Genomic DNA, 23,207 nt, shown 5'->3' with positions numbered 1-23,207 from the left:
CCCCGCCGCGCGCCGGCTGGGCCAGGACGGTCCCTCAGCCGCGCAGCGGCAAGGCCAGGCCGATGGCCACGAACACGCCGCCGCAGGCCCGGTTGAAGGCCTTGCCCGTGCGCTGCAGCCAGGGGCGGATGCGGTTCGCGGCGCTGGCGATGAACAGCTCGGTGAGGATCTCCACCAGCGCGAAGGTGCCCGCCATCAGCACGAACTGCGTGAAGAGGCCACGCGCCGGGTCGATGAACTGCGGCAGGAAGGCAGCGAAGAACAGCACGGCCTTGGGATTGCTCACCGCCGACAGCAGCCCCTGGCGGAACAGCGAGGCCCCGCTGCGCGGCGCCGCCGCCTGCGCCATGCCCTCGCCCAGCGGCGGCGAGCGCCACACCTGGATGCCCAGCCACACCAGGTAGGCGCCGCCCACCCACTTCAAGACCGTGAGCCAGACCAGCGAGGTCTTGAGCAGCGCGCCAATGCCGAACATGGACAGCGCGATGACCAGCACGAAGCCCAGCGCCCCGCCGGCGATGGTGTAGAGCGTGAGCCGGCGCCCGTGCAGGGCGCCGTGCGTGAGCGCGAGCAGGCCGTTGGGGCCGGGCGACAGCGACAGGCCGATGGCGGCGGCCAGGTAGATGAGCCAGGTATCGAGCGACATGGGGCGATGCTCGCCGCGAGGCCGCCGGGCGTCAATGGCCGCCGCCGCGCGCCGGGCTCAGACCGGCTGCTCCACCCGGATCGGCAGCTCGCCGCCCGGTTCGGGTTCGATCAGGCGGGACACGCTGTCGAGATAGGCCCGCATGAAGTCGCGCCGCTCGGGGTCCTCCACGGTCTGCGCCGTCCAAGGGGTGCTCACCTCGCCCCAGCGCTCGGCCAGGCCATGGCGGATCAGCACGGCCAGTTCCATGTCGAACAGGGCCACGGGCGCCAGCTGGCGCCTCCAGAGGTCGGTGTTGCGCTGGGCCGCGCGCAAGGCGTGGAACTGCGCCAGCAGGTGGGTGGCGAAGAAGGCCCGGCGCTGCTCGCGGCCCTCGGTGAGCACCGACAGCAGTTCGTCCTGGGTCCAGCCCAGGCGCCCGAACCGTTCGGCACCGGTGAAGCCGCTCCGCTGCGCCGCCTGGGCCTCGTCGCTCCATGGCTGGCGTTGCGCGCTGTTGAAGACAGCCCAGGCCTGTTCGGCACCCCGTACTGGCGCGACCTCGTCCACGCCCTCCGGCGCCACGAACCGCGGCGGCGAGCGGCCGAGAAACGCGGCGCGCAAGGTCTCGCCAAACGGATTGCCGGCCAGCGTGAGCGCGCGCGCGGCGCCGCGCAAGGCCCGGCGCGCGGCGCTGTCGTCGCCCAGGAAGCTGGCCGTTTCGCAGGCGTCGAGCCAGAGCGTGGCAATCGCCATATCCGGCGCACGCCCCGCCTCGTGCAGGCCCTCGGCCCGAGCGAGGAGGTACCGCAGCCGGGCCTGCAGCGTGGAGCGCAGCTCGTCCGTTTCGTCCGGTGGCGCGTACCGGGTGATGGCTTCCAGCAGCGTCATCGGGCGAGGGCCTCGCGCAGGTTGGACACGCGCTCGGGGGGCCGGTAACGCGGGTTGGTGTGTTGCCTCAGCGGCGCCGCGGGGTCAATGGAAATGTCCCAGTACGCCCAGCGCTCGATCTGGTGCGAGGGCACCAGCAGCTTGGCGGTGATCTCGCCTTCGAGCTGGAAGTCGGACCACCGCGTGTAGGTGTGCAGCTCACGCACCTCTTCGGCGACCGCCTGGACCTCCACCGCCGGGTTCAGGCCGACCAGCACCCAGCAGTGGAACAGGTACCCCGGGCGCCGGCCCCAGTCGGTGGCGAAGCGCAGGGCGACTTCCTCGGCCGTGAGCAGCCGGTTGATGCTCGCCACGCGGTCGCGCTCAACGCTGCCCGCGGTGAGCGAGATGAAGGGCGTGAGGGGCCCTGCGCTGGCGTACCGGTGAATGTGGTCGTGCAGTTCGTGCGCGCGCAGCCGCCCCTCCACCTGCTCGGGCGCGGGCTGCCCCCGGTTGCGCCACCAGTTGCAGCGAATGCCCTCGCCGCCCTGCGTGATGCGATCGGCATCGGCGTCGTTCTCGCCGGCCAGCCCGCCCGGCCCCCCCCAGATCCCTTTGATGCAGCGCTGCACGAACACGCTCAGACCCCTTCTCGCTGCGCCACGTCGCACACCAGCTGCATCAGCTCGTCGGGGCGGTTCGTCATGCCGAAGAAGAACGCGGGCCGCGCCAGGCCACCCTGGTCCGTACCGACATAGCCGATGGCGGGCAGCAGCAAGCCCTTCGCCGGCAGGCCCTGCACGAAGCGGATGCCCTCGTCGGGGCGCCCTTCGCGCCGGACGTCGGTGAGCATGAGCAGGTAGTGGTGGTTGCGCAGGAACTGCTCGGCGGCGGCGCTGCTGGTGGCGAGGTCGATGCGCAGCTCCAGCGTCTCGAGCAGCGCCCGCTCGTTGCGGTTGTTGGGCGGCTGGTCGTCCACCCACAGCACGCGCGCGCCGCGCAGCAGGGCCGCATTGGCCGAGAGGCGGCGCAGCACGGCCATGCGCGCCCGGTGGCTCACCACGTTGTCCAGGCCGCGCAGCTCGACCGCCTTGTCCAGGGACGCCGCCGAGGCCTCGATTTCGATGCCCAGCGCGCTGACCTTGGACGCCTTCTTCAGCAGGCGCGCGATGGCGTCGGCGTTGGCGATGAGCAGCACGATGACCACCAGGGCCATCAGCAGGCTGGGCGACACCTTGATCAACTCCACCCACAGGCTCGACGCATCGCTCATGGACCGCTCCTGACGCGGCTCCCGGCCGGTGCGGCGATGCTAGTGCGCTTGGGCGCCGGAGCCAATCCCCACCGGCGCATAGGCATGCCTGGGCGGCGCCCCACCCCGGTGCCGGCGCCGCCGGGCCAGCTTCCCAAAGCGGGGTTGCGTGGTCAGAATCCCATCAAACTTCAAAGCCGATTGGCACTGTCGTGGATGCGTGGTCAATGAACGTCCAGGCCCCTGATCCGCCCGGGGCCCGGTTCACCGTGCCGTTCGGCGGCACCCCCACGGCATTGAGCGCCGCCAGCCGGGCGCTGGAGGCGCGCCTGCCGGGTCACTGGTCGGACTGGTCCATCGTCGCACCCGCCGCCCGCGCCGCCCTGCTCGCGGCCCTGCGCCAGACGCGGCCCTTCGCCTTGAGCCTGCGCCTGCTCGACGACGCCCACGGCCAGCCCGTGCATGTGCGCTGCCAAGGCCATTGGCAGGCGGCGCGCCAGTCCCACCTCTGCCAGCTCGCCGACATCAGCGACCTGCAGGCGGCACACGACACCACCGGCCACGCCCTGCTGCAGCTGCAGGACATGGTCGACAGCCTGCCGCTGCTGGTGATTCAGCTCGACACCAGTCCCGAATTGCGCTGCGCCTTCGCGGCCGGCAGCCTGCTGCGGCTGCTGGTCCCGTACCAGCAGAACCCGGTGGGCCAGGCGGCGCTCGGCCTGTTCGGCCCGGCGCTGTTCGCGCACCTGCGCCAGGAGATCCAGGCCATCCAGCCGGCCGGCGGCGCGCGGCCTTTCATCTGGCGCGCGCACGACGACCAGGGGCAGCTGCGCGTGCTGGAGGGCACGCTGCGCACCCTCATCGACAGCCAGGGCCGCCCCAGCGGCCACCTGCTCGACTCCCTGGAAACCACGGCCTACCACGCCACCATGGCCGCGCTGACCGCCTCCGAGGAGCGCCTGCGCCGCTTCGTCATCGCGAGCAGCGACGCCATCGTCGTGCACATGGACGAGCGCATCGTCGATGCCAACCCCGCCGCCTGCCGCCTGCTCTCCACCACGGCCGAAGCGCTGCGCGAGCGGCGTTTCCTGGACCTGATCGCCACCGAAGACCAGGCGGCCTGCCTGGCCCACGCCGACGCGGCCTCGCACGAGGCGCAGGAATGCCACCTGGTCGACCGGCACGGTACGCGCATCGCGGTCGAGCTGATCGGGCGCACCGTGCAGCGCAAGGGCCAGCGCATGCGCATGGCCATCGTTCGCGACGTGCGCGACCGGCGCGAAGCGCAGGCGCGCATCCACGAGCTCATCAACCACCTGAGCGCCCAGAGGGACCGGGCCGAAGCGGCCGACCGCGCCAAGTCGCTTTTCCTCTCCGCGGCCAGCCACGACCTGCGCCAGCCCATCCACGCGCTCGGCCTGTTCCTCACCAGCCTGGAAACCCTCGTCCAGTCGCGGTACCTGCCGCTGCCCGCGCTGGAGCAAGTGACGCGGCGCATGGGCGCTTCGCTGGACGCGCTGGGCCGCCTGCTCAACTCGCTGCTCGACGTCTCGCGCCTGGACGCCAACGCGGTGGTGGTGCACCCGATCGCGGTGCCCCTCGGCCCCCTGTTCGGCGAGCTGGCGGCCGATCTCGGCGATGCCGCCAGCAGCAAGGGCCTGCGCCTGGACGTGGTGCCCACCCGCGCCTGGGTGTTCACCGACCCGGTGGTGCTGCGCCGCATCTTGGACAACCTGGTCTCCAACGCCATCCGCTACACCCGGCAGGGCCGGGTCCTGGTGGGCGCGCGGCCCCGCGGCGCGTGCGTGGAGCTGCAGGTCTGGGACAGCGGCATCGGCATCGCGGCCGACCAGCTCGACGCCATCTTCGGCGAGTTCTACCAGGTCAGCCCGGCCAGCGCGAGCGACAGCGGCCTGCGCGGCCTCGGCCTGGGGCTGTCGATCGTGAAGCGTTCGGCCAAGTTGCTCGATGCCCGGCTGAACGTGCGCTCGGCGCCCGGGCGCGGCTCCATGTTCTCCATCACCGTGCCCCGCGGCACGCCCGCCGCGGCCCCGCTGGCGCCGCCGCCCTCGCCCGCCGCGAAACGAAGGGCCGGCAGCGCCCCGAGGCGGGTGCTGGTCATCGACGACGACGCCATGGTGCTGCAGGCCATGCAGCAGCTGCTGCAGGCCTGGGGCCACCAGGTCTGGTGCGCGGCCGACCAGGACCAGGCGGTCATGCTGGCCATCATCCACGCGGAGGAAATCGACCTGGTGCTCTCGGACTACCACCTGGGCGGGCAGGTCGATGCGGCGCAGTTCATCGGCACCGTTCGCGCCTGTCTGGTGCGGCCGGTGCCCGTGCACGTTTTCACGGCCGACACCTCGGTGCCCGTGGCCCAGAACATCCGGGCCTTGGGGTTATCGCTGCTGCACAAGCCCGTGCAACACGATCTACTGCGACAAGTGCTGGAACAGGGATGAACGCGAGCATCGCACGCTGCGCCGACGGGCACCGACAGCGATGCCGAGCGGGCTCCATCCCATGAACCACGGTGCGACGGTTTCACCCGATTGGATCGAACAGATAGGGGGCCTGGCCGCCGTGCTGCGGCCCAGCCCCTGGCGGTTCACGCCCAATGCGGCCCTGCAGGGGCTGCTGGGCGCCGATGGGCAGGGCGAGGCCGAATGGCGGCGGGCCTTCGACGCTGGCGGCGAGCTGTCCGAACCGCTGCGGCGTGGCGAGCCGTTCCACGGGCGCCTGCGCCTTGAACCCGCCGCCCACGGCCATGGCGCGCGCCTGCTGCACGCCGACCTGGCGCCCATGGGCAATGGCGACTGGCTGTGCACCGTCGTCGACCTGTCGGACGTCGAGGAACGGCGCGGCCGCCGCGCGCTGACGCTGCGGCACCTTCGGCATACCCTGGACCAGCTGCAGGAACTGATGTCCATGGTGACCGAGGGCGAGACCATGCTCTTCACCAACGTGTCGTTCGCGCGCTTCTACAGCACCACGCCGGAACAGGCCGAGGGCCGCTCGGTGCTCACCGTGATGGGGGAAGAGAACCACGCCATGACCGCGCCGTTTCGGGCCAAGGCGTTTCGCACCCTGCGGCCCGTGCGCTACGAACGCCCCCTGGTCAGCGGCGAAGGCGAGGACCGCGTCATGGATGTGCTGCTGTGGCCAATACCAGGCGGGCCCGGGCAGATGAACCGCATGGCCACGCTCACCCGCGACGTCACGCTGCGCCACCGGGGCATGCAGGCCCTGCGCCAGACGCTGGAGCGGCTCAACGCCCTGTTCGAGGCCGGCATCGAAGGCATCCTGCTGTGCGACCAGGGCGTCATCACGGACGCCAACCCGATCGCCAGCCGCCACACCGGCCTCGAACGGCAGCAGCTGGTCGGCCTGTCGCTGGCGCAGGTGCTGGACCGGCTGGGCGTACCGCCCGAGGCCTGGGCGGGCGGCGGCCAGCCCATCGACCTGAGCCTGTCCCTGCTCCCGGGCGCGCACGACAAGCCCCCCATGCAGATCCAGGCCATCACCTTCATGGACGGGGACAGTCCTTGCCAGGCCGTGTTGATCCAGGACATGAGCTACCGCTACCAGGCCCAGCGCCGCATCGACCGCCTGCTCGTCGACCTGCGCTGGCAGACCGAACGCGCGGAGGCGGCCGATCGTGGCAAGTCCGTCTTCCTGGCCTCGGCCAGTCACGACTTGCGCCAGCCCATCCACGCGCTCGGCCTGTTCCTCACCACCATCCGCAGCCTGAGCCACGCGCCCTCGCCCTTGCCCAGCAAACCCTTCGTGCCCATCGTGCAGCGCATGCGTGCCTCGCTGGACAGCCTGATGGAGCTGCTCAACATGCTGCTCGGCGCCTCCCTGCACGGCACCGGGCAGAAGCCGCTCCTGCCGCGCCCCACGCCGCTGCAGGCGCCGTTCGACGACCTGATGTCGGAATTCGCTGCCATGGCGGCGCGCAAGGGACTGAGCCTGCACGCGGTGCCCAGCCGCGCCTGGGTGCTGGCCGATCCCACGGTGCTGCGCCGCATCCTGGCCAATCTGGTGTCCAACGCCGTGCGCTACACGCAGCAAGGGCGCATCGTGCTGGGCGCGCGCCGGCGCGGCGCCAGTGTCGAGGTGCAGGTATGGGACACGGGCATCGGCATCCCGCCCGAAAAAATCGACGCCATCTTCCAGGAGTTCTTCCGCGTCGACACCGCGCCCACGCGCGACGGCCGCTCCGAAGGCCTGGGCCTGTCCATCGTGCGGCGCGCGGCCGCCCAACTGGGCGCGCGGCTCGACGTGCGCTCGATGCCCGGCAAGGGCTCGATGTTCTCCGTGCGGCTGCCGCAATGCGCCCCCCAGCGGCAGGCACAGGCGCCGGCCCCCGACGATCCGCCGCCCGCGGGCACCGGCCGGCACATCCTGCTGATCGACGACGACGAACAGGTGCTGCTCGCCACCACGCACCTGCTCACGTCGTGGGGCCACCAGGTGCTCAGCGCGGCCAACGCCAGCGAGGCCCTGCGCCTGTGCGAGGCGCAGCCGATGCGCATCGACACGGTGATCTGCGACTACATGCTCGACCCCTCCATGGACGGGCTGGAGCTGCTGCTGGGGCTGCGCGCGCGGCACCTCGGCCCCCTGCCCGTCTGCATGGTCACGGGCGACATGTCGGCCGAGCGCATCGAGCAGGCGAACCGCCATGGCTTCACGCTGCTGCACAAGCCGGTGAGCGCCGAGGCCTTGCAGCGGTTCCTGCGCGCGGCGGACTAGCGGCGGCGCGCCTGGCACGCCAGCCGCAGAGAGGCGGCCTTCAGATCAATGACATTCTGATGACCATCGGCCATAGGGCCGACGGCCTTCGGAACCATATGGGTGCGCTCCCGACACAGGGCCACACGCGAACCGCGTGCAACCCCGATGAAGAGGAGTCCCTTTGTGACCGCCGTTTTTTTTGACGACCTGTGCCGCCACGCCAGCCGGGAGCTGCGCCTGGACAACACCGAGCGCATGGGCCAGGAGGAGACCGTCGAGATCGATGGCGTCAGCCTGGAAGTGACGCACCACGAATCCAGTGCCTCGATGCTGGTGCTCGCGGAACTTGGCCGCATCACGGCCGAGGATCCCGCACAGGTCTACCGGCAGCTGCTGGCCCTTCAACTGCTCACCTGGCACCAGCCTGGCGTTCGCTTCGGCTACGACGAGGGCAGCGACGCAGTGGTGCTGATGCTCGGCGTGCCGCTGCGCGAGGACATGACCGGCCCTTGGCTGGCCCAGGCCTTGCGCGGCATGGCGGCGCAGGTGAAGCAATGGCGAGCCACCCTGCTGGCGGGCATGTTCGTCTGGGAGGGGGTCGGCGCCGGCCAGGCACCCCGCGATGGCGCCCACGGGCCCCGCACCACGCTGGCCTGACGGAGCGCCGCATGCACCCAAAGACGAGCGCCAAGCCCCGCAAGTTCAGCCCCGAGCACAACCAGCGAACCATCAACAACCCCCACAAGCGCCCCGAGACACCCGCGGATTTCGCCGCCTACACCGGGCTGAGCCGCAAACGCACACGCCAATGGCGCCAGGACCCGCAGGCGTACATCCACCACCTGCTGAGCACCGCCCTGGAGCAGGTGGCCACCGTGCCCGCCCCCGCCAGCGCGGCGGTGGTCCCCACCGGAGACAAGGTCAGGGCCGTCTGTGGCGCCGGCAGCCTGGGGTTCAGCGTGTCCTTCATGCTGGCCAAGGCCTGGGCCTCGCTGTGGGGATTCCTGCCCTCGCTGTCCCAGAGCGATCCGCGCCTTTTTTTCCTCGTGGGCGCGGCGGGGTTCGATCTGATCGCCTCCTTCCTGCACGCCACGGTGGCCAAGACCGTGGCCTTCGGCCCCGGCGCCAACTACGGCGGCCCGCAGGCCCCGGACAAGGCGGCCTTCGACAACTACGTCACCCTGCTGGGCATGTGGTACGTGGCCTCGGCGCGGGGCGATGCGGAACAGACCCAGGAAATCGCCGCCGCCCTGCAAGAGCTGGTGGATGGCGTGATCGCCCGGGCCCAGGCCGAGCAGGACAAGGGCACGCCGCTGTGCTTCGATTTCCGCGAACACCCCCTGCTGGGGAGCTGGCTGCGCAACGGCCACTTCCACCTGGCCTTCTTCAGCTATTCGATGGTGTACCTGTTCTCGGGCAGCCTGGCGCCGCACCTGCGCGCGTGGATCGAGCAACTGCCCGCCACCCTTGCCCAGAAGGCCGGGCTGTTCGCGCTGTCGGACTTCCTGGCGTCGGCCGCCATGGGCCAGCTCGCCGGCATCTCCACCATGAGCCTGCACATGCTGGGCAATGCCGGGATCCAGCACGGCGCCGACAAGCCGGGCCTGCACCAGACCTGGAAGCAGGAACAAGCCGTGGCGCTGAAGAAGTGCCTGGCGGTCACGCCCTCGCTGCTCGAGCTGGTCAACATCCGCAGCGCCATCGAGGCGAGCATTCTGGAGAGTCCCCTGAGCACGGCAGAAAAGCGCCTGCGGCTGGCGGGCTTCGAGGCCCAGGTGCTGCCCCTGCTCGATCCCGCGATCGAGCGGCTGCAGCGGGTGCACCGGAAGTACCAGCGGCGCAGCGCGCTCTTGGAAACCACGGAAGGCCGCAATCAGATCGCCCGGGAAAAGACCGGCGCCATCGTCTTCGAAGGCGCGGGCAAGACAGCGCACAAGCTCATCAACCGCTCGCCGGCGGCGATCCGCTTGCGCACCACCGGCGAGGTGGTGGGCAACATGCTCGCGATGCTCGCCCAGGCGTACTCGATGTTCTACCTGTACACCCTGTTCGCCAGCACCATGCCCTTCACGGACACCGCGGCAGCGGTGCCCTTCGGCGCACCGCTCAACGGCAGCGATGCCTGGGCCCACACAGGCGACATGGGCTTCACCAATGGCACGCAGGCCGGGGCCGGGGTTCCCGAGGACACCCAGCTCTACTCCAGCTGGGCCGGCTGGATCCTCATCGCGGCCTTCTCGCTGCGGGCCGGGCTGATTCCTGCAACGGAGCTGCTGCTGAACCTGCTCTACGCCGCCGTGGCATGGATAGGCCGCCCGTCGGACCCCCGCGAGCGCGGCGCGCCATCGGCGAGCGACGACGGCACCGAGGACAGCGACGGCCCGCCGCCGCCAGGGTACCGGCCCCCACCACCCGACGACGGGGCCTCACCCCCGCTCGTCGACGTCGTGGTCGATGGCGGGACCGCCGACCAGAGCGTGGCGGCGCAGGCCTCTGCGCACCCACCCTGCTCGGTGACGGTGATCGACGGGCTCATCGAGGGCGTCGCACCGTCCAACGAGTAGCCCTCACTGCTTCGGAATGCCCGCGCGCTCGATCACCGCGCTCCAGCGCTTGATGTCGTTCACCAGCAGCGCCGCCGCCTGCTCGGGCGTGGACGAGCGCGGGTCGATGTTGAGCTCGCGCAGCTTCTTCTGCACCTCGGCGTCGGCCACGGCCGCGGCGATCTCGCGCTGCAGCCGTTCGATGACGGGGCGTGGCGTCTTCGCCGGCGCGGCGATGGCGTTCCACGACGAGGCCACGAAACCCGCCACGCCCGACTCCACCGCGGTGGGCACCTCGGGCAGCACGGGCGAGCGCTTCTCGCCCGCCACGGCCAGGGCCTTGAGCGCGCCGCCGCGGATCTGCGCGAGCACCGGCGCGAGGATTTCCACGCCCACGTCCACCTGCCGCCCGCGCAGGGCGCCGATGAGGTTGGGCGTGCCGTTGAACGGCACGGTCTGCGCGTCGATGCCGGCGCTGCTCTTGAACAGCTCGGCCGCCAGGTGCTGCGTGCTGCCGATGTTGATGCTGCCGATGTTGAGCTTGCCGGGGTTCGCCTTCGCGTAGGCCAGCAACTCGGGCAGGCCCTTGAACGGCGCGTCGGGATGGGCCACGACGGCGATGTCGAAAAAGCCCAGCGTGGAGACCGGCGCGAAGTCCTTGACGGTGTCGAAAGGCAGCGACTTGAACAGGCCGGCGGTGACCGCCGTGCCGTTGGACATGAGGAACAGCGTGTGGCCGTCGGGCTCCGCGCGCGCCACCGTCTCCGCGGCCACCACGCCGCCGGCGCCGGGGCGGTTCTCGATCACCACGGAACGGCCCAGGCCCTCGGCCAGCCGCCCGGCGACGATGCGCGCCGTCAGGTCCCCCACGCCGCCGGCCGCGAAGGGCACGACCAGGCGCAGGTTCTTCGACGGAAACGACTGCGCCCTGACGGCCGCCAGCGGCAGCGCCGCAGCGGCCAGGGCCATCAAGCGGCGGCGACGCATGCCCGCCACCACTACAGGACGAAGGTGACGATCACCGGGAACGCCACCAGGATCGCCGTGCGGATGAAATCGCTGAGCACGAAGGGCAACACGCCCTTGTAGGTCGCCAGAATGGGCACGTCCTTGGCCATGCTGTTGATGACGAAGAGGTTCATGCCCACCGGCGGCGTGATCAGGCCCACCTCCACCACGATCAGCACCAAGATGCCGAACCAGATGGCGAAGTGCTCCGGCGGCATGCCGAAGTCCAGCGCCGTCACCACGGGGAAGAACACCGGAATGGTCAGCAGGATCATGGACAGGGAATCCATGAAGCAGCCCAGGATCACGTAGATGACCAGGATCGCGACCAGCACCACCATGGGACTGAGGCCCGAGCCCGACACCAGCGAGGCGGCCTCCTGCGGCAGTTGCGACAGGGCCAGGAAGGTGTTGTAGACCCCCGCGCCGAGCACGATCATGAAGATCATGCCGGTGGCCACGGCCGTGCCCAGGACCGCCGCGACCAGCGTCTTGCGGTTCAGCCCGCCCGCCGCCCAGGCCGCGAGGCCGGTGCCAAAGGCGCCCACGGCCGCCCCCTCGGTGGGCGTGAAGTAACCCAGGTAGATACCGCCGACCACCACCAGGAAGATGGTGAGCACGGGCCAGACCTTCACGGTGGCCTTCCAGCGCTGGGCCATGGGCACCGGCGCCATGGAGCCCACTTCCTCGGGCTTCAGGCGCGCGTAGATGGCAATGACGATGACGTAGCCGATGGCGGCCAGCACGCCGGGCACGAAGGCGGCCAGGAACAGCTTGGCGATGTTCTGCTCGGTCAGGATGGCGTAGATCACCAGCACCACCGAAGGCGGGATCAGAATGCCCAGCGTGCCGCCGGCCGCCAGCGTGGCGGTGGAGATGCCGCCGGCGTAGCCCGCGCGCTTGAGCTCGGGCAGCGCCACCTGGCCCATGGTGGCCGCGGTCGCCAACGAGGAGCCGCAGATGGCGCCGAAGCCGGCGCAGGCGCCGACGGCGGCCATCGCCACGCCGCCCTTGCGGTGGCCGATCCAGGCCTCGGCCGCCTTGAACAGGGCCTGCGACAGGCCCCCCAGCGCCGCGAACTGCCCCATCAGCAGGAACAGCGGGATCACCGACAGGTTGTAGTTGGAGAAGGTGCTGTAGGTGAGCTGCTTGAGCTGGTTCAGGATGGGATCAGCGGTGCCGTAGATCATCCAGGCCCCCGCCATGCCGCAGACCAGCATCGCCAGCCCGATGGGCACACGCACGAAGATGAGCAGCAGCAGGATCGGGAAGGACCAGGCCGCGAGTTCGACGCCAGACATCAGTGCGCCCCCGCTTCGGTGGTCCAGCCCTCGGGCTCTTTGCCCAGCCCCAGCATGGTCGCCGTCTTGGCGAGGTAGGCCAGGCAGCCAACCAGCGCGCCCACCAGGCAGGCCGCGTAGGCCCACCAGATCGGCATTTGCAGGATGAAGGTGGTCTCGAAGTAGTCCTTCTTTTCGATCATGCCTTCGTAGAGCTTCCAGGTGAGCACGAACCAAACGACCAGCATCACGAGGTCGCACACCAGCACGATGGCCTTCTGGGCCCAGGCGGGCAGGTGCATGTACAGCAGGTCCACCGTGGCGTGGCCGCCCTTGAGGTAGGTCCAGGGCAGGAAAAAGAACACCGCGATGGCGGTGCCGACTTCAACGAGTTCGAAGTCACCGGGAACGGGGCCCAGGCCGAGCCCGAGCATGGCGCGGCCGCTCACGCTGGCCACGATCATCAGCGTCAGCGCGACCAGCGCCAAGCCGCCGATGATGGCCGCCCATTGGGACAGCCGGTAGACGAATGCAATCATGCGAATGGCTTTCTAGGAAAGACTGAGAGGCGCGATTGTCCAACATCGGCCGCACGCCCCCTCAACAAAAAGGCCGCCCTCTGGCGAGGACGGCCGTTGATCCCAAAGGGATGGATCACTTGCTGTACTTGGCGATCAGCGCCCTGGCCTCCGCGGCCAGCTTGGCGCCGTCGATGTTCTTGCCCTTCATTTCATTGACCCAGTCGGTCTCCACCGAGGCGGCGGTGCGCCGCCAGCGCTGCGTCTCCTGCACGTCCAGCGCGACGATGTTGTTGCCGGCCTTGACGGCGATGTCGCGGCCGGCCTTGTCGCCCTCGTCCATCGCGCGGCCGAACATGGCGGCGGTCTCGATGCCCGAGTTCTTGTCGATCACGGCCTTCAGGTCGGCGGGCAGCTTGTCGTAGGCGGCCTTGTTCATGGAGAAGGCGAAGGTCTGGGTGTACAGGCCCTCCTTGCCAGCGAAGGTGGTGTGGTTCTTCACCAGCTCGGTCACCTTCAGCGAGGGCGTCACCTCCCAGGGAATGGTGGTGCCGTCGATCACGCCCTTGGACAGCGCCTCCGTCACCGCCGGCACCGGCATGCCCACGGGCGTGGCGCCCAGCTTGGTGAGCATGTTGTTGATGATGCGCGAGCCGCCGCGGATCTTCATGCCACGCAGGCTCTCCAGGCCGGTGACGGGCGTCTTGGTGTGGAACAGGCCCGGGCCATGCGTGTGGACGGCGATGAGCTTGACGTCCTTGAACTCCTCGGGCGCGAACTTCTCGACGTACTCCTGCAGCGCCCGCGAGGACGATTCCGCGCTGCCGCTCATGAAGGGCAGCTCGAACACCTCGGTCTTGGGAAAGCGCCCGGGCGTGTAGCCCAGCACCGTCCAGGTCAGGTCGACCACGCCGTCCTTGGCCTGGTCGTAGAGCTGCGGCGGCGCGCCGCCGAGCTGCATGGCGTGGAACAGCTGGACCTTGATGCGTCCGCCCGACTCGGCTTCCACCTTCTGCGCCCAGGGCGTGAGGGCGCGCGCCGGAATGGTGGCCTGCGGCGGCAGCATCTGGTGCAGGCGCAGCGTGACCGTCTGCTGCGCCAGGGCGGGCAGCGCCAGCGTGGCCGAGGCACCCAGCAGCGCCAGCGCGGCGCGTCGCTTCATCGGTTTCATCCTTGTCTCCGTTCGGGTTGCGCCCGGCCCTCTCAGATGGGGGTGCTCATTGGCACGGGCGATGGGGGGAACTGAACACCCACACTGTGCATGCGGCTTGGCGCAGCAGCCAGTCCGGTGAAGGACTTTCAGCTATGCCGTTATGTTATGAAACCAGTAGGAACCCTCTCAGGGTTTATCAGTGGGGCGCCGCGTCGGGACGCCAGGCGCTGTCCAGGGTGATGCGCCCGACCACGCGCGAGACACAGGCGCAGATGCGCCGGTTGCCCTGCTTCTCGTGCTCGCTGAGGAAGACGTCGCGGTGGTCGATCTCGCCGTCCACGGCCAGCACGTCCATCGCGCACAAGCCGCATTCGCCGCGCCGGCAGTCGCTCATCACCTCGATGCCGGCGGCCTCCAGGGCGTCGAGCAGGGACTCGTCGGCCGACACGGTGAGCGATGCCCCATGGCGGGGCACGGCCAGCGAGAAGGCCTGGCTGGGCCGCTGGCCGCCGCTGCCGAAGGTTTCGAAGCGCAGGCCGCTCGCGGGGCGTCCCGCCTCGGCCCAGAGCGAACGCAGCGACGCCAGCAGGCCGCTGGGGCCGCAGACGTAGCACGGCGCGCCAGGCGGCAGGGCCGCCAGCTCGCCCGCCAGGTCCAGCCGCTGGCCCTGCCCCGACACCGCCGTCACCAGTTGGTCGCCCAGGGTGTCGCGCAGGCGCTCGGCGTAAGCCAGTTCGCCAGCGTGGCGCGCGGCGTACAGCAGGCGCACCGCGCGGCCGCGCCGCGCCAGGGCCTGGGCCATGGCCACCATGGGCGTGATGCCGATGCCACCCGCCACCAGCAGGCTGGCCGGCGCGTCGAGGTCCAGCGGGAAGTGGTTCTGCGGCGCGCTCAGGCTCAGCGCGTCGCCCTCGGCCAGCGACCACATCGCCCGCGAGCCGCCCCGCCCGTCGTCCAGCCGCTTGACGGCGATGCGGTAGCCGCCGGGCGTGTCGACCGGCTGGCCCACCAGCGAGTACGAGCGGGTCTGTTCACGCCCGGCCACGCGCAGGCGCACCTGCAGGTGCGCGCCGGGCGGCCAGGCGATGGCCTCGCCGTCGAGCGGCTGCAGCACGAACTCGCGCACGCTGGGGGTGAGGTCGCGCAGCGCGGCCACGCGTGCGGTCTGCCAGATCGGGTTGCTTTTCATGAGGGTCAGCGGCGGCGGATGAGTTTGAGCGCGGGCGCGTGGGTCGGGCTGTTGCTGAGGCCCGCGAGCACGGCGCGCAGGTTGCGCTGGGCCAGGCGCGAGTGCTCGCGCAGGATGGCCTCGGCGCGCGCCCCCTCGCGGCGCTCGATGGCGTCCAGCACCTGGCGGTGCTGGTCCTGGGCCACCACCAGCATGTCGCGCGCCGCTGGCGAGCCGGCCTCGGCCAGCACGAAGCCCGAGGGCGAGGCAAACGGCAGCGCGCACACGCGCTCCAGCTGGCGCTCCACCGTGGGGCTGTCGGCCATTTCGGCCAGCAGCTCGTGCAGGCGGCTGTTGAGCGCCACGTACTCGGAGAAGGCCTCGGCGTCCAGCGCCGGCGCGGCCAGCACGGCGTCGATGCGCTCCAGCACGCCGCGCGCCTCGGTCAGCACGGCGGCCGGTGCGCCACGCTCGGCCGCCAGGCGCGCCAGCAGGCCTTCGAGCGTGCCGCGCAGCTCGATGGCGTCGGCGATGTCGCGCTCGGTGAAGGTCTGCACCACATGGCCGCCGCCGGGCAGCGCGCGCAGCAGGCCCTCTTGCTCCAGGCGCAGCAGCGCGGCGCGCACGGGCGTGCGCGACACGCCCAGGCGCTCGACGATGGCGAGCTCGGCGATGCGCGAGCCGCCGGGCAGCTCGCCCGAGAGGATGAGTTCGCGCAGCTGCAGCAGCGTGCGCACCTGCGCGCTTTCGGGCGCGGTGTCGGGCATGGGGTTCGAGGTGCTGGTGGCCATGGGATCAGCCCGCGCGGCGGATGGGAATGACGCTGGAGCCCGCGCCGGGCGTGCCGCGCTCGGCGTCCACCATCTTGTCGATCAGGCGCCGCGCCCACATGGCGCCGGCGTCGATGTTGAGGTTGTAGAACTTGTGGTCGGGGTGCTCCTCGATCGCCTTCTGCTGCGCTTCGAGCACCAGTTCGTCCTCGCGGAAGATGCCGGCCACGCCCTCGCGCAGCTGGTGCGTCAGGCGCTGCTCGTCGAGGCAGTAGTTGCGCGCGAAGGCCCAGAAGTAGAGGCAGCTGTTGCCGGTCTCGGGGGTAATGGTATTGAGCACCATGCCGTTGACGCCCTGGCTGCGGTCCCCCTGCGGCGCGCCGGTGCCGGTCGGCGCCACGCCCACGTCGATGGCCACGGTGCATGGCGCCTCGAAGCGGATGATCTGCCAGCGGTCCACCGGGCCTTGGTGGCCGCGCGCCTGCCGCAGCTGCCCGGCCCAGAACGGCGGCGCCTCGATGTTCTCCATCCAGCGCGTGACGGTGGCGGTGCGATCGCCGTGCGTGGCCACGAAGGGCGCCTCGGCCACGGCGCGGTTGCCGATGCTGCTGCCGTGCACGAAGGTTTCGTGCGTGAGGTCCATCAGGTTGTCGATGACCAGGCGGTAGTCGCACTTCACGCGGATCATCTTGCCGTCGCCCGCCCAGGCCGGGTCGTGGTTCCAGTGCAGGTCGGGGATCAGCGATTCGTCGGCCAGCGCCGGATCGCCCGGCCAGACCCAGATGAAGCGGTGCCGCTCCGCCACCGGGAAGCGGCGCACGCAGGCCGAGGGGTTGAGGGTTTCCTGGCTGGGCATGTGGGTGCAGCGCCCCTCGGCGTTGAACACCAGGCCGTGGTAGCCGCAGACCACCTCGTCGCCCTCCAGCCGGCCCATGGACAGCGGCAGCAGCCGGTGCCAGCAGGCGTCCTCCAGGGCGGCCACGCGGCCATCGGTCTGGCGGTAGAGCACCAGTTTCTGTTGGCAGACGGTGCGGGGGAACAGGGCCCGTCCCACCTCCACGTCGTAGGCGGCCGCGTACCAGGCGTTGAGCGGGAAATGGGCTGGATCGGTATTCATGGATACGCAATGTATACATTAATTGCCGTTTTTTCCATGAAATCCTTCTATAGAGATCTGATTTTCGCTTTTATGTATCCATTGAAAACACCGATATTGCCGACCACCGGGGCTTGGGCTACCGTCGGCGCCGTCCATTTCCGCAACCCCGAGGAGACCCCATGAGCCTGAATCCCCCCTTCCGCGCCGACCACGTCGGCAGCTTTCTGCGTCCGGCCTACCTGCTGCAGGCGCGCGAACAGAAGGCCAAGGGCGAGATCACGGCGGCCCAGCTGCGCGCGGTGGAAGACCGCGCGATCACCGAGATCGTGAAGTTCCAGGCCGACGTGGGCCTGCAGTCCATCACCGACGGCGAGTTCCGCCGCACCTACTTCCACATCGACTTCCTGGAGCAGCTGGGCGGCGTGAAGACCGACATTCCCGTCACCATCCGCAAGCCCGACGGCAGCGAGGAGCTGGCGCCGCCGGTGATCCGCGTCATCGACAAGGTGCGCCACGCCAAGAACATCCAGCTCGCCGACTTCCAGTACCTGCAAGCGCAGGTCAAGGCCCTGGGCCTGCCGGGCCTCATGCCCAAGGTGACCATCCCCTCCCCCACCATGCTGCACTTTCGCGGCGGGCGCGCCGGCATCAGCAAGGACGCCTACCCCGAGCTGGACCCGGTGTTCTACGACGACGTGGCCCAGGCCTACGCGGACGAGCTGCAAAGCCTGGCCGACGCCGGCTGCACCTACGTGCAGATGGACGACACCAACATGGCCTACCTGTGCGACGAGAAGATGCGCGAGGCCGCGCGCCAGCGCGGCGATGACCCGAACGAGCTGCCGCACCGCTACGCCGCCTTCATCAACAAGGTGGTGGCGAAGAAGCCCAAGGGCATGACCCTGGCCATGCACCTGTGCCGCGGCAACTTCAAGAGCACGCACGCGGCCGCCGGCAACTACGAGCCCGTGGCCGAGGCCCTGCTCACCGAGATGAACCTCGACGCCTACTTCATGGAGTACGACGACGACCGCTCGGGCGACTTCCGCCCGCTGCGCTACCTCAAGCCCGGCAAAACCGTGGTGCTGGGCCTGGTGACCACCAAGTTCGGCCAGTTGGAAAGCAAAGACGAGTTGAAGCGCCGCATCGCCGACGCCGCGAAATATGCCCCGCTGGAGCAGCTCTGCCTGTCGCCGCAGTGCGGCTTCTCCAGCACGGTGCACGGCAACAACATCGCCGTGGAAGATCAGCGCAAGAAGCTGGCGCTGGTGGTGGAGACGGCGCGCGAGGTCTGGGGCTGAAACACACAGGGCGGCCCGCGGCCGCCCTGTGTTCGCGCGGGGCTGGCCCGCTTACTTGCTGTGCTTGGCGATCAGCGCGCGCGCCTCGGCGACCAGCTGGGCGCCATCGAGCTTCTTGCCCTGCATCTCCTTCACCCAGTCGGCCTCCACCGCGGCGGCGGTGGTTTTCCAGCGCTGGGTTTCGGCGGCGTCCAGGGTGACGATGCTGTTGCCGGCCTTCTGCGCCACCGCCAGGCCGTCCTGGTCACCGTCGTCCATGGCGCGGCCGAACAGGGCCGCCGTCTCGACGCCCGAGTGCTTGTCGATGATGGCCTTCAGATCGGCCGGCAGCTTCTGGTAGCTGCCGCGGTTCATCACCAGCGCGAAGGTCTGGGTGAACAGCCCCGTGGGGCCCGAGAACGAGGTGTGGTGCTTCACCAGCTCGGCGATCTTCAGCGAGGGCGTCACCTCCCAGGGAATGGTGGTGGCGTCGATCACCGACTTCGACAGCGCCTCCGTCACGGCCGGCACCGGCATGCCCACCGGGGCGGCGCCCAGCTTGGTGAGCATGTTGTTGATGATGCGCGAGCCGCCGCGCACCTTCAGGCCACGCAGGCTGTCCAGGCCGGTGATGGCCGACTTGCTGTGGAACAGGCCCGGGCCGTGCGTGTGCGCGGCCAGCAGGTGCACCTGGCGGAACTCGTCGGCGGCGTGCTTCTGCACGTACTCGTGGAAGGCGCGCGAGGCCGGCTCGGCCTTGCCACTCATGAAGGGCAGCTCGAACACCTCGGCCTTGTTGAAGCGGCCCGGGGTGTAGCCGAGCACGGTCCAGACGATGTCGGCGACGCCGTCGCGCGCCTGGTCGAACAGCTGCGGCGGCGAGCCGCCCATGGACATGGAGTGGAACAGCTGCACCTTGATGCGGCCACCCGATTCGGCCTCGAGCTTCTTGGCCCAGGGCACGATGGCGCGGGCCGGAATGGTGGCCTGCGGCGGCAGGAACTGGTGCAGGCGCAGGGTCACGGTCTGCTGGGCGAAGGCCTTGCCGGCGATCGAGGTGGCGCCCAATGCGGCGGCGGCCACGATCGCGCTGCGGCGACGGAGAAGGGTCATGGGAAGAACCTGGCTGAATGAAAAGACACGACGGGCAGCGCCCACCAAGGGCGCGCCGAAGGCATGTGCCACGTCAGACACAAGGCCACCACTGTGCAGGCGCCGGTGGGGCTGCACAAGCCGGTTTCGGGACTGGCTGATATGCCGTTATGGTATGAAACCATTGCCTCGATGCCGCCTCCCGCCCCCATGCCCACCCCCCTGCACTGCCACCTCGACTTCATCTCCCCCTATGGCTACTTCGCCTCGCTGCGGCTGGAGGCCATCGCCGCCCGGCATGGCCGCACGGTCGCCTGGCACCCCATGCTGCTGGGCGTGGCGGTGATGAAGGTGATGGGCTTGAAGCCCCTGATGGACACGCCGCTCAAGGGCGACTACGTGGAGCGCGACGTGCGCCGCTACGCGCGCGAGCGCGGCGTGCCCCTGAAGCGCCAGCCGCGCGACGCGGTGATGAACCCCCTGGCCTGCGCTCGCGCCCTGGCCTGGACCAATCGCCACGCGCCCGAACGCGCCAGCGAGGTGGTGCACGCGGTCTACGGCGCCTACTGGGGCCAGGGGCTGGACCTGTCCACGCCCGACGCGCTGGCGCCCGTGCTGGGCGAGGCCCTGGCGCGCGCGGCCGCCGGCGAGGAAGCGGCCGCGCTGCTGCGCGCCGAGGTCGATGCCTCGCTGGCGCAAGGCGTGTTCGGCTCGCCCACGGTGGTGGTGGACGGTGAACCCTTCTGGGGCGTGGACAAGCTGGAGCAGCTGGAGCGCTGGCTGGAGCGCGGCGGCTGGTGAGGCGGCTGGTGGGGCGGCTGGTGGGGCGGCTCAGCCCTCCGCCCCACTGAACTCCACCGCCGTCGGCACCGCGATCGCCGCCAGCGCGGCCCGCAAGCCCTCGGCGAGCGCCTCGTCGGCCGCGCCGGCGAAGCGCACCGTGGCGCGCTGGCGCCCGCCCTCGTCCACCGCGCTCACCGCCACCACCCGGTCGGGCGCCAGCTCGCGCGCCAGATCGGCCAGCTTGAGCTCGATCGCCCGCAGCCGCAGCGCGGGCTTGAACACCTTGCCGATGGCGGTGAGCGGCAGCGTCTGCACGACCACCACCCGCTTGGGCACGGCGGGGCGCTCGTACACCCGCGGCGCCACCTCGCGCAGCAGGGTCTCGGCCTCGGCGCTGGCGCCCTCGCGCAAGACCACGAAGGCCGCGGGCACCTCGCCCGCGTAGGCGTCGGGCTCGGCCACCACGGCGCACTGCGCCACGGCCGGGTGGGTGAGGAAGGCGTCTTCCACCAGACCGGGGTCGATGTTGTGCGAGCCGCGGATGATCACGTCCTTGGCGCGGCCGGTGAGGTGCACGCGGCCCTCGGCGTCGAGGTGGCCGAGGTCGCCCGAGACGATCCAGCCGTGCTGAAACAGGCCGGCGTTGCGCGTCGCGTCGAGGTAGCCCGGGCTCATGTGCGGCCCGCGCAGCACCACCACGCCGGTTTCGCCGGGCGCGCAGCGCTCGTCCAGCCGGGCCTCGCCGTCGCGCCAGGGCACGGCGTGCACCTCGGTGAAGGGCAGGCGCCAGCCCGCCGAGCCGGCCGTCCGCGGCGCCAGCAGGGGCTCGATGCTGACCAGTCCCGCGCACTCCGTCATGCCCAGGATGTTGCGCACCGCGATGCCGGTGGTGGCCTCGAAACGCTGCGCGAGCTCGCTGGGCAGCGGCGAGCCACCCGTGTAGGCCGCGCGCACGCGCGAGATGTCGGCGTCGACGGGCACGCCCAGCAGGCTGGCCAGCACCGTGGGCACGCAGGCCAGGTGCGTCACGCCCTCGCGTTCGCAGAAGCGCCAGTAGCGTTGCACGAAGCCGGTGTTGCGCATGCCGCTGAGCGTGGGCAGCACCTGGCGCGCGCCGATGGCCAGCAGCGCCAGGCCGTAGACGAAGGCGCCGGCCACATGGAACAGCGGGAAGCCGTTCACCTCGACGCTGTGTTCGTCGCAGCCGTAGAAGGCGTGCGCGAACCAGGCGGTGTGCGCTTCGTTGCCGGCGGTGTGCTGCGCCAGCTTGGGCGCGCCGGTGGTGCCGCCGGTGTGGAACAGCGCGACCACCCGGTCCGGGTTCAGGTCGGGCTCGAAGCTGAGCGTGTCGGGCTGCGCGGCCATCAGCGCCTGCAGCGAGGCCAGGCCGGGCACGGCCTCGTCGACCGCGATCGGCACCAGCGCGCAGGGGTGCAGCGCCTGCGCCTTCAGCGCCGTGGGCCAGACCGCGAGCTCGGCGTTGGGCCCCAGGGCCACCAGCGCCTTGGCGTTCGCGGCCTGCATGAGCGAGGCGATGTGGTCCGGCTGCAGCAGCGTATTGATGGGGCACACGCGGCCCGCCAGCTGCGCGCCCCACAGCACGGCGTGCGCCTCGGGCGTGTTGGGCGCAAGCAGGGCCACGCTGTCCTCGGGGCCCACGCCCAACGCGCGAAACGCATTGGCCGCGCGGTGCACCATGGCCAGCAGCTCGCGGTAGCTCACGCGGCGCGGCGCGCGCGCCAGATCGGCGTCGGGCAGGAAGGTGAAGGCCTCGCGCTCGGGGAAGCGCTCGGCGGCGGCGCGGATCAGGCCGTAGGGCGTGCGCAGCGGCGCCACCTCGGCCAGCGGGCGGCGCTCCAGCGCCTCGATGTCGGCGAGCGAGGTGAAGGCCTTCATGCCAGCCCCAGCAGGCGCACGGCGTTGCCCTTCAGGATGCCGGGCATGACCTCGGGCTTGAAGCCGGCGGCCTCGAAGTCCTTCATCCAGCGCTCGGGCGTGATCAGCGGGTAGTCGCTGCCGAAGAGCACGCGGTCCTTGAGCAGGGTGTTGGCGTACTGCACCAGCTGCTTGGGGAAGTACTTGGGGCTCCAGCCGCTCAGGTCGATCCAGACGTTGGGCTTGTGCGTGGCCACGGACAGGGCCTCGTCCTGCCAGGGGAAGCTGGGGTGGGCCATCACGATCTGCATGTCGGGGAAGTCGATGGCGACGTCGTCCAGGTGCATGGGGTTGCTGTACTCCAGCCGCAGGCCGCCGCCGCAGCGCATGCCGCTGCCGATGCCGCTGTGCCCGGTGTGGAAGATGGCCGGCAGCTTGTGGGCGTTGATCACCTCGTAGATGGGCCAGGCCATCCTGTCGTAGGGGTGGTAGCCCTGCACCGTGGGGTGGAACTTGAAGCCCTTGACGCCTTCTTCCTTGATGAGGCGCTCGGCCTCGCGCGCGCCCATCTTGCCCTTGTGCGGGTCGATGCTGGCGAAGGCCACCATCATGTCGCTGTTCTCGCGCGCGGCCTGGGCGATCTCTTCGTTGGGGATGCGGCGGCGGCCCAGCTTCGATTCGCTGTCCACGGTGAACATCACCAGGCCGATCTTTCGTTCGCGGTAGTAGGCGATGGTCTCGGCGATGCTGGGGCGGCGGTTGCTGCCGAAGTACTTGTCGGCCGCGCGGTCGTATTCCTCGCCGTAGTTGTCGAAGGGGTTCCAGCAGCTCACTTCGGCGTGGGTGTGGATGTCGATGGCGATGAGGTTCTGGTGGTCCATTGGCGTCTCTTTTGTCGTTGCTGCTTGGCTGCTTGGCTGCTTGGCTGCTTGGCGTTGCGATTTCACGTCCGGTGGTCGGGGGTGTCAGGGCTGTGCCCCTGGCCCTGGCGGTTGCAATGCGGTGGTCCTCGCCGCGCGAAGGGCTGCGCATCGAAGCCCCCGGCGGCACAGCCCAAGCCCTTGGCTTGCCAGCCAAGACCGCCGACGAACCACAGCAGGCATCCCGTCTGCTCACCAAAATCAGGGTAAACCCGCATCCCTTTTCAGAGG

20 protein-coding genes are annotated in these 23,207 nt (G+C 70.3%); 6 read left to right on the top strand and 14 right to left on the bottom strand.

Translation table 11 applies throughout. The annotated features are described in order from the left end of the window. Positions 1–34 precede the first annotated feature (34 nt). From JNX00_RS10635 to JNX00_RS10620, 4 genes are read right to left on the bottom strand one after another with little or no spacing between them, the layout of a single operon-like run. Positions 35–646 carry a LysE family transporter gene (locus JNX00_RS10635; protein WP_070398685.1) on the bottom strand — a complete coding sequence of 204 codons (612 nt, stop codon included), beginning with the start codon at positions 644–646 and terminating at the stop codon, positions 35–37. A gap of 57 nt (positions 647–703) precedes the next feature. Next, the gene (locus JNX00_RS10630; RefSeq protein ID WP_204744915.1) at positions 704–1,516 is read right to left on the bottom strand and encodes a hypothetical protein; all 813 of its coding nucleotides are present in this window, start codon (positions 1,514–1,516) and stop codon (positions 704–706) included. Continuing rightward, positions 1,513–2,133: a hypothetical protein gene (locus JNX00_RS10625; protein ID WP_204744914.1), complete on the bottom strand. Its 621-nt coding sequence runs from the start codon at positions 2,131–2,133 to the stop codon at positions 1,513–1,515. Before JNX00_RS10625 ends, JNX00_RS10630 begins: the two co-directional genes overlap by 4 nt. A 2-nt stretch (positions 2,134–2,135) precedes the next feature. After that, positions 2,136–2,768, bottom strand: a complete 633-nt coding sequence (locus JNX00_RS10620) for a response regulator (protein WP_204744913.1) — start codon at positions 2,766–2,768, stop codon at positions 2,136–2,138. A gap of 206 nt (positions 2,769–2,974) precedes the next feature. Here JNX00_RS10620 and JNX00_RS10615 point away from each other — a divergent pair, with 206 nt between their 5' ends. The 4 genes from JNX00_RS10615 to JNX00_RS10600 all read left to right on the top strand — a co-directional run bounded on the left by JNX00_RS10615 (position 2,975) and on the right by JNX00_RS10600 (position 10,051). Next, positions 2,975–5,209, top strand: a complete 2,235-nt coding sequence (locus tag JNX00_RS10615; protein WP_204744912.1) for an ATP-binding protein — start codon at positions 2,975–2,977, stop codon at positions 5,207–5,209. A 61-nt stretch (positions 5,210–5,270) separates the two neighbouring features. After that, positions 5,271–7,505: an ATP-binding protein gene (locus JNX00_RS10610; RefSeq protein WP_204744911.1), complete on the top strand. Its 2,235-nt coding sequence runs from the start codon at positions 5,271–5,273 to the stop codon at positions 7,503–7,505. A gap of 165 nt (positions 7,506–7,670) precedes the next feature. Further along, positions 7,671–8,144 carry a CesT family type III secretion system chaperone gene (locus JNX00_RS10605; protein WP_204744910.1) on the top strand — a complete coding sequence of 158 codons (474 nt, stop codon included), beginning with the start codon at positions 7,671–7,673 and terminating at the stop codon, positions 8,142–8,144. Between the two features lie 11 nt (positions 8,145–8,155). Then, positions 8,156–10,051: a hypothetical protein gene (locus JNX00_RS10600; RefSeq protein WP_204744909.1), complete on the top strand. Its 1,896-nt coding sequence runs from the start codon at positions 8,156–8,158 to the stop codon at positions 10,049–10,051. A gap of 3 nt (positions 10,052–10,054) precedes the next feature. Here JNX00_RS10600 and JNX00_RS10595 read toward each other — a convergent pair whose 3' ends face one another. From JNX00_RS10595 to JNX00_RS10565, 7 genes are all read right to left on the bottom strand, one after another. Beyond that, positions 10,055–11,017 carry a tripartite tricarboxylate transporter substrate binding protein gene (locus tag JNX00_RS10595; RefSeq protein ID WP_070398758.1) on the bottom strand — a complete coding sequence of 321 codons (963 nt, stop codon included), beginning with the start codon at positions 11,015–11,017 and terminating at the stop codon, positions 10,055–10,057. Positions 11,018–11,028: 11 nt separating this feature from the next. Then, entirely contained in the window at positions 11,029–12,339 is a 1,311-nt protein-coding gene (locus JNX00_RS10590) for a TRAP transporter large permease (RefSeq protein ID WP_070398693.1), read from the bottom strand. Beyond that, the gene (locus JNX00_RS10585; RefSeq protein WP_070398694.1) at positions 12,339–12,857 is read right to left on the bottom strand and encodes a TRAP transporter small permease; all 519 of its coding nucleotides are present in this window, start codon (positions 12,855–12,857) and stop codon (positions 12,339–12,341) included. The genes JNX00_RS10590 and JNX00_RS10585 overlap by 1 nt, the downstream gene beginning before the upstream one ends. A 115-nt stretch (positions 12,858–12,972) precedes the next feature. Next, on the bottom strand, positions 12,973–14,007 hold the full coding sequence (locus tag JNX00_RS10580; protein WP_070398695.1) for a TRAP transporter substrate-binding protein: 1,035 nt from the start codon (positions 14,005–14,007) through the stop codon (positions 12,973–12,975). Between the two features lie 178 nt (positions 14,008–14,185). Continuing rightward, the gene (locus JNX00_RS10575; protein WP_204744908.1) at positions 14,186–15,178 is read right to left on the bottom strand and encodes a PDR/VanB family oxidoreductase; all 993 of its coding nucleotides are present in this window, start codon (positions 15,176–15,178) and stop codon (positions 14,186–14,188) included. Between the two features lie 5 nt (positions 15,179–15,183). Beyond that, positions 15,184–15,924: a GntR family transcriptional regulator gene (locus JNX00_RS10570; protein ID WP_239478333.1), complete on the bottom strand. Its 741-nt coding sequence runs from the start codon at positions 15,922–15,924 to the stop codon at positions 15,184–15,186. A gap of 28 nt (positions 15,925–15,952) precedes the next feature. Then, complete coding sequence (locus tag JNX00_RS10565) at positions 15,953–17,044, bottom strand: aromatic ring-hydroxylating dioxygenase subunit alpha (protein WP_070398698.1); 1,092 nt, start codon at positions 17,042–17,044, stop codon at positions 15,953–15,955. A 161-nt stretch (positions 17,045–17,205) separates the two neighbouring features. On the opposite strand from JNX00_RS10565, the gene JNX00_RS10560 reads away from it, so the two are divergent. Then, the gene (locus JNX00_RS10560) at positions 17,206–18,327 is read left to right on the top strand and encodes a 5-methyltetrahydropteroyltriglutamate--homocysteine S-methyltransferase (RefSeq protein WP_204744907.1); all 1,122 of its coding nucleotides are present in this window, start codon (positions 17,206–17,208) and stop codon (positions 18,325–18,327) included. Between the two features lie 51 nt (positions 18,328–18,378). Here JNX00_RS10560 and JNX00_RS10555 read toward each other — a convergent pair whose 3' ends face one another. Further along, the gene (locus JNX00_RS10555) at positions 18,379–19,419 is read right to left on the bottom strand and encodes a TRAP transporter substrate-binding protein (protein WP_070398700.1); all 1,041 of its coding nucleotides are present in this window, start codon (positions 19,417–19,419) and stop codon (positions 18,379–18,381) included. A gap of 189 nt (positions 19,420–19,608) precedes the next feature. Here JNX00_RS10555 and JNX00_RS10550 point away from each other — a divergent pair, with 189 nt between their 5' ends. Next, the gene (locus JNX00_RS10550) at positions 19,609–20,199 is read left to right on the top strand and encodes a 2-hydroxychromene-2-carboxylate isomerase (protein WP_070398701.1); all 591 of its coding nucleotides are present in this window, start codon (positions 19,609–19,611) and stop codon (positions 20,197–20,199) included. Between the two features lie 30 nt (positions 20,200–20,229). Here JNX00_RS10550 and JNX00_RS10545 read toward each other — a convergent pair whose 3' ends face one another. Together JNX00_RS10545 and JNX00_RS10540 are read right to left on the bottom strand one after the other, a co-directional pair. Further along, a complete protein-coding gene (locus JNX00_RS10545; protein ID WP_204744906.1) occupies positions 20,230–22,077 on the bottom strand; it encodes an AMP-binding protein in 1,848 nt (615 codons plus the stop codon). Next, positions 22,074–22,937, bottom strand: a complete 864-nt coding sequence (locus JNX00_RS10540; RefSeq protein ID WP_070398703.1) for an amidohydrolase family protein — start codon at positions 22,935–22,937, stop codon at positions 22,074–22,076. The genes JNX00_RS10545 and JNX00_RS10540 overlap by 4 nt, the downstream gene beginning before the upstream one ends. Positions 22,938–23,207 lie beyond the last annotated feature (270 nt).

Source organism: Hydrogenophaga sp. YM1 (assembly GCF_016903055.1).
Taxonomy (GTDB): Bacteria; Pseudomonadota; Gammaproteobacteria; order Burkholderiales; family Burkholderiaceae_C; genus Hydrogenophaga; species Hydrogenophaga borbori.
Note: the sequence above shows the minus strand (reverse complement) of the source record. Positions and strands in the feature narration are given on the sequence as shown.

Excerpts from the sequence above, each read along its gene's own strand:
- JNX00_RS10560 (WP_204744907.1), top strand. The coding sequence starts at position 17,206 with ATGAGCCTGAATCCCCCCTTCCGCGCCGACCACGTCGGCAGCTTTCTG.
- JNX00_RS10620 (WP_204744913.1), bottom strand. The coding sequence starts at position 2,768 with ATGAGCGATGCGTCGAGCCTGTGGGTGGAGTTGATCAAGGTGTCGCCC.
- JNX00_RS10630 (WP_204744915.1), bottom strand. The coding sequence starts at position 1,516 with ATGACGCTGCTGGAAGCCATCACCCGGTACGCGCCACCGGACGAAACG.
- JNX00_RS10585 (WP_070398694.1), bottom strand. The coding sequence starts at position 12,857 with ATGATTGCATTCGTCTACCGGCTGTCCCAATGGGCGGCCATCATCGGC.
- JNX00_RS10565 (WP_070398698.1), bottom strand. The coding sequence starts at position 17,044 with ATGAATACCGATCCAGCCCATTTCCCGCTCAACGCCTGGTACGCGGCC.
- JNX00_RS10555 (WP_070398700.1), bottom strand. The coding sequence starts at position 19,419 with ATGACCCTTCTCCGTCGCCGCAGCGCGATCGTGGCCGCCGCCGCATTG.
- JNX00_RS10590 (WP_070398693.1), bottom strand. The coding sequence starts at position 12,339 with ATGTCTGGCGTCGAACTCGCGGCCTGGTCCTTCCCGATCCTGCTGCTG.
- JNX00_RS10580 (WP_070398695.1), bottom strand. The coding sequence starts at position 14,007 with ATGAAACCGATGAAGCGACGCGCCGCGCTGGCGCTGCTGGGTGCCTCG.
- JNX00_RS10600 (WP_204744909.1), top strand. The coding sequence starts at position 8,156 with ATGCACCCAAAGACGAGCGCCAAGCCCCGCAAGTTCAGCCCCGAGCAC.
- JNX00_RS10540 (WP_070398703.1), bottom strand. The coding sequence starts at position 22,937 with ATGGACCACCAGAACCTCATCGCCATCGACATCCACACCCACGCCGAA.
- JNX00_RS10550 (WP_070398701.1), top strand. The coding sequence starts at position 19,609 with ATGCCCACCCCCCTGCACTGCCACCTCGACTTCATCTCCCCCTATGGC.
- JNX00_RS10610 (WP_204744911.1), top strand. The coding sequence starts at position 5,271 with ATGAACCACGGTGCGACGGTTTCACCCGATTGGATCGAACAGATAGGG.
- JNX00_RS10570 (WP_239478333.1), bottom strand. The coding sequence starts at position 15,924 with ATGCCCGACACCGCGCCCGAAAGCGCGCAGGTGCGCACGCTGCTGCAG.
- JNX00_RS10575 (WP_204744908.1), bottom strand. The coding sequence starts at position 15,178 with ATGAAAAGCAACCCGATCTGGCAGACCGCACGCGTGGCCGCGCTGCGC.
- JNX00_RS10635 (WP_070398685.1), bottom strand. The coding sequence starts at position 646 with ATGTCGCTCGATACCTGGCTCATCTACCTGGCCGCCGCCATCGGCCTG.
- JNX00_RS10595 (WP_070398758.1), bottom strand. The coding sequence starts at position 11,017 with ATGCGTCGCCGCCGCTTGATGGCCCTGGCCGCTGCGGCGCTGCCGCTG.
- JNX00_RS10545 (WP_204744906.1), bottom strand. The coding sequence starts at position 22,077 with ATGAAGGCCTTCACCTCGCTCGCCGACATCGAGGCGCTGGAGCGCCGC.
- JNX00_RS10615 (WP_204744912.1), top strand. The coding sequence starts at position 2,975 with ATGAACGTCCAGGCCCCTGATCCGCCCGGGGCCCGGTTCACCGTGCCG.